This is a genomic window from Hydrogenophaga sp. 70-12 (assembly GCF_001897365.1).
Taxonomy (GTDB): Bacteria; Pseudomonadota; Gammaproteobacteria; order Burkholderiales; family Burkholderiaceae_C; genus Hydrogenophaga; species Hydrogenophaga borbori.
This window is the reverse complement of record NZ_MKSS01000069.1, coordinates 1-3,421: the sequence shown is the minus strand read 5'-3', so window position 1 is coordinate 3,421 and position 3,421 is coordinate 1. Positions and strand designations below refer to the sequence as shown.

Annotated in this window: 3 protein-coding genes; all 3 read right to left on the bottom strand. The window is 69.6% G+C overall.

Going from position 1 to position 3,421, the window contains the following annotated elements; all coding sequences use genetic code 11:
• Positions 1–977: aminotransferase class V-fold PLP-dependent enzyme (locus BGO22_RS04480; RefSeq protein WP_286849282.1), on the bottom strand; the 977-nt coding region annotated here is incomplete at its 3' end.
• Positions 978–1,046: 69 nt separating this feature from the next.
• Positions 1,047–1,571 (bottom strand): signal peptidase II, encoded by a 525-nt coding sequence (lspA, locus tag BGO22_RS04475; protein WP_070400622.1) that lies wholly within the window; start codon positions 1,569–1,571, stop codon positions 1,047–1,049.
• On the bottom strand, positions 1,571–3,421 hold a 1,851-nt coding region (locus BGO22_RS04470), incomplete at its 5' end, for an isoleucine--tRNA ligase (RefSeq protein WP_286849278.1). The genes lspA and BGO22_RS04470, both read right to left, overlap by 1 nt.

The following is a 3,421-nucleotide window of genomic DNA, read 5'->3' as shown; positions in this document are numbered from 1 at the left end:
AGGGCCAGGAAGGCCTTGCTCGATTGCACCTCGGCGTCGGTGGTGTGGCTCACCACCACGCCCGGGGCCTTGAAGCCCTCGGCCGCCACGCTGGGAAAGCCGTGGTGCTCCACCAGCTGGCGAACGGCCTGGCCGAGCGCGATCTGCTCGTCTCGCACGCGCGCGAAGCCGTAGGCCTCGGTCTCCAGCATGGTGGCGTGCAAACGCGCCAGCGCGTCCGTGGGCAGGGTGGCGTGGTAGGCGTGGCCGCCGCCCTCGTAGGCTTCCATGATCTGCAGCCACTTCTTCAGGTCCATGGCGAAGCTGGTGCTCTGCGTGGCGTCGATCGCGTGGCGCGCGCGCTCGCTGAGCATCACCATCGCGCAGCAGGGCGAGCTGCTCCAGCCCTTCTGCGGCGCGCTGACCAGCACGTCCACGCCGGTGGCCTTCATGTCCACCCACATCGCGCCCGAAGCGATGCAGTCGAGCACGAACAGGCCGCCCACGGCGTGCACCGCGTCGGCCACGGCCTTCAGGTAGCCGTCGGGCAGGATCATGCCGGCCGCGGTTTCCACGTGCGGGGCGAACACCAGCGCGGGCTTTTCGCGCGCGATGGTGGCCACCACCTCGTCGATCGGGGCGGGTGCCCAGGGGGCCTGCGGGCCCTTGTGCTGCGGGCGCGCCTTCATCACGGTGTGGCTCGCGGGGATCGCGCCCATCTCGAAGATCTGGGTCCAGCGGTAGCTGAACCAGCCGTTGCGGACGACCAGCACGTGTTTGCCGTGCGCGAACTGGCGCGCCACCGATTCCATGCCGAAGGTGCCGCTGCCGGGCACCAGCACGGCGGCGTGCGCGCCGTACACGCGCTTGAGCAGGGACGAGATGCCGGTCATCACGCCCTGGAAGCGCTTGGACATGTGGTTGAGCGCGCGGTCGGTGTAGACCACCGAGAACTCGTACAGGCCGTCGGGGTCGACGTCGGGCAGCAGGCCGGGCATGGGTGTCTCCTCGGATGACGAATGAGCGGGCATTCTGTCATCGCGCGGCCGAGGCCGCGAGCGCCGGCCTCAATGGGCCTGGGCGGCGCGTGACTTCCGCACGCGCAGGACCTCGTCGAGGATCAGGCAGGCCGCGCCGATGGAAATGAAGGTGTCGGCCAGGTTGAAGGACGGGAAGTGCCCGCCCGGGAACAGGCCGGCGAGGAAGGACCAGTGGAAGTCCAGCCAGTCCACCACGTAGCCGTGCACCAGGCGGTCGATCACGTTGCCGATGGCGCCGCCCAGGATGCAGGCCAGCGCGAAGGCGAACAACTTCTGTCCCGGGTGGCTGCGCAGCATCCAGACGATGAAGACCGAGGCGGCGACGCCGATGCCGGTGAAGAACCAGCGCTGCCAGCCGCTGGCGCCGGCGAGGAAGGAGAAGGCCGCGCCCTCGTTGTGCACCCGCACCACGTTGAAGAAGGACGTGACCACGACGCTGTCGCCCAGCGCGAACGTGGCCAGGATCAGCCACTTGGTGAGCTGGTCCAGCGCGAAGGCCACGGCGGCCAGGCCGAGCCAGGGCGCGATGGCGCGCAGGCTGGCGCGTGCCATCAGGCCACGGTGCGGGTTTCGCCCGCGCCGAACAGGTTGCTGGTGCAGCGGCCGCAGAGCGTGGGGTGGGCCGTGTCATGGCCGACGTCCTCGCGGTAGTGCCAGCAGCGCTCGCACTTGGGCGCGGTGGCCGGGGTGACCTTCACGGCCAGTTCGTCGCCGTCGACAACGTCGGCGGCCGAGGTGATGGTGACGAAGCGCAGGTCGTCGCCCAGCGAGCGCAGCAGCGCGGCGTCGTCGGCCGGCGCGGTGATGCTGAGCAGGGCCTGCAGCGAGGACCCGACGGCGCCCTGGGTGCGCAGGTTCTCGATCTCCTTGTTGGCGAGGTTGCGGATCTCGCACAGGCGCGTCCATTTGGCCAGCAGGCCTTCCTCGGGCGGCGGCAGGTCGGCCCAGGTCTCGAAGAAGATGGAGCCCTTGTTGGCCGCGCCCGCGAGCACCGGCCAGGCCTCCTCGGCGGTGAAGCTCATGAAGGGCGCCATCCAGCGCAGCATGGCGTGCGCGACCAGGTGCAGCGCGGTCTGCGCGCTGCGGCGGGCGTGGCTGCCGGCGGCGCTGGTGTAGAGCCGGTCCTTGAGCACGTCGAGGTAGAAGGCGCCCAGGTCCTCGGAACAGAAGACCTGCAGCTTGGCCACCACGGGGTGGAACTCGTAGCGGTCGTAGTGCGCGGTCACCTCGGCCTGGAACTGTGCGGTGCGCGCCAAGGCCCAGCGGTCGATCTCCAGCAGGTCCTTCAGCGGCACGGCGTGCTTCGCGGCGTCGAAGTCGCTCAGGTTGGCGAGCAGGAAGCGCAGGGTGTTGCGGATGCGGCGGTAGGCGTCGACGACGCGCGCGAGGATCTTGTCGTCGCCCGCGATGTCGCCCGAGTAGTCGCTGGCGGCCACCCACAGGCGGATGATCTCGGCGCCCAGCTTCTTGTTCACGTCCTGCGGGTCGATGCCGTTGCCCAGCGACTTGCTCATCTTGCGGCCCTGGCTGTCCACCGTGAAGCCGTGCGTGAGCAGGCCGCGGTAGGGCGCGCGGTCGAACAGGGCGCAGCCCAGCAGCAGCGAGCTGTGGAACCAGCCGCGGTGCTGGTCGTGGCCTTCGAGGTAGAGGTCGGCCTCGGGGCCCTGCGAGTGACAGGCGCCGTTGGGGTAGGCGTGCGCGTGGCTGCCCTCCTTCGCGTTGAGCACGTGCCAGAAGGTGGAGCCGGAGTCGAACCAGACCTCGAGGATGTCGCTGCTCTTGTCGTAATGCGGCGCGTCCTCGGCCCCCAGGATTTCTTCTGTGGTGGCGCGGCTCCAGGCCTCGATGCCGCCTTTTTCGACGATGGCGGCGGCCTGGTCGAGGATCTCCATGGTGCGCGGGTGCAGTTCGCCCGTGGCCTTGTGCAGGAAGAAGGGGATGGGCACGCCCCAGCTGCGCTGGCGCGAGATGCACCAGTCGGGCCGGTTGGCGATCATGTCGCGCAGGCGCGCGCGGCCGTTCTCGGGGTAGAAGCCGGTGTGGTCGATGGCCTCGAGCGCGGTCTGGCGCAGGGTCTTGGGCGCCTTGTCCTTGGTGAACACGCCCTCGCCCTCGTCCATGCGGATGAACCACTGCGCGGCGGCGCGGTAGATCACCGGCGTCTTGTGGCGCCAGCAGTGCGGGTAGCTGTGGGTGATGCCCACGGTGCTCATGAGCCGGCCGGCGGCCTTGAGCGCCGCGATGATGTGCGGCACGGCCTTCCAGATGTGCTGGCCGCCGAACAGCGGGAAGTCGGCCGCGTAGACGCCGTTGCCTTGCACGGGGTTGAGCACGTCCTCGACCTTGAGGCCGTTGCTGATGCAGGAGTTGAAGTCGTCCAGGCCGTAGGCGGGCGAGGAGTG